This is a genomic window from Bradyrhizobium sp. P5_C11_2, from assembly GCF_054049755.1.
In genome coordinates this window covers 1-1,147 of the sequence record NZ_JBFULT010001063.1, presented here as the reverse complement: position 1 = coordinate 1,147, position 1,147 = coordinate 1, and the positions used below count along the sequence as shown (strand labels likewise).

At 63.9% G+C, this 1,147-nt stretch carries 1 protein-coding gene; it reads left to right on the top strand.

What is annotated here, in order from left to right:
• Positions 1 to 1,147 (top strand): two-component system sensor histidine kinase NtrB (locus ACXJL8_RS41670; protein ID WP_456687104.1); only part of this gene is annotated, 1,147 nt, incomplete at both ends.

Genomic DNA, 1,147 nt, shown 5'->3' with positions numbered 1-1,147 from the left:
GAGTCGATCTTCGTCGGCATCGTTCATGATCTCACCGGGCGCGAGAGGGTCGAACGAGAGCTGCGCGAAAGTTCGGCGCGGCTGCGCGCGGTCGTCGACACCGCCGTCGACGGCGTGATCCTGATCGATTCCGACGGCAGCATCCTGAAATTCAATCCGGCCTGCGAGAAGCTGTTCAAATATCACGACGACGAGGTCCTCGGGCAGAACGTCCGGATGCTGATGCCGGAGCCCTACCGCTCCGGGCATGACGGTTACATTCGCAATTTCGTCACCACCGGCGAKMGSAAGATCATCGGCATCGGCCGCGAGRTGRTGGGYCAGCGCAAGGAYGGCTCCACCTTCCYGATGSATCTKTCGGTYGGCGAGGCCAAGCAGGACGGGTCGTCGATCTTCGTCGGCATGATCCACGACCTGACGGAGCGCAAGCGCACCGAGGCGCAGCTCATACAGGCCCAGAAGATGGAGGCGGTCGGGCAGCTCTCCGGCGGCATCGCCCACGATTTCAACAATCTCCTCACCGTGATCGTCGGCAACGCCGAACATCTGAGCGAGCAGTTGGCGTCGCGGGGGGACCTGAAGCGGCTCGCCGACGACATCTGCAGCGCCGGCGAACGCGGCGGGGAGCTGACGCAGCGTCTGCTCGCCTTCAGCCGCAAGCAGCTGCTGCGGCCGGTGGAGACCGAATGCAACAAGCTCGTCGATTCCATGCACAAGCTGCTGCGGCGGACCCTTCGCGAGGACATCGAGATCTCCACCCATTTCGATCCCGGTCTCCGGAACGCTTTCGCTGATCCGGTGCAGCTTGAATCGGCGATCCTCAACCTCGCGCTCAACGCCCAGGATGCGATGGCGTCCGGCGGCCGCCTGAGCATCTCGACGGCGAACTCGTCTCTCGGCTCCGGCGATCACAATGCGCATCCCGACGTCGGACCCGGCGAGTACATCGTGATTGCCGTGACCGACAACGGGGCGGGAATGCCGAAGCGGGTGCTGGAACATGCGTTCGAGCCCTTCTTCACCACCAAGGAGGTGGGCAAGGGCAGCGGGCTCGGGCTCAGCATGGTCTACGGCTTTGCCAAGCAGTCCAACGGCCATGTCACGATCTACAGCGAGCCGCGCCTCGGAACGACGGTGAGGATCTACC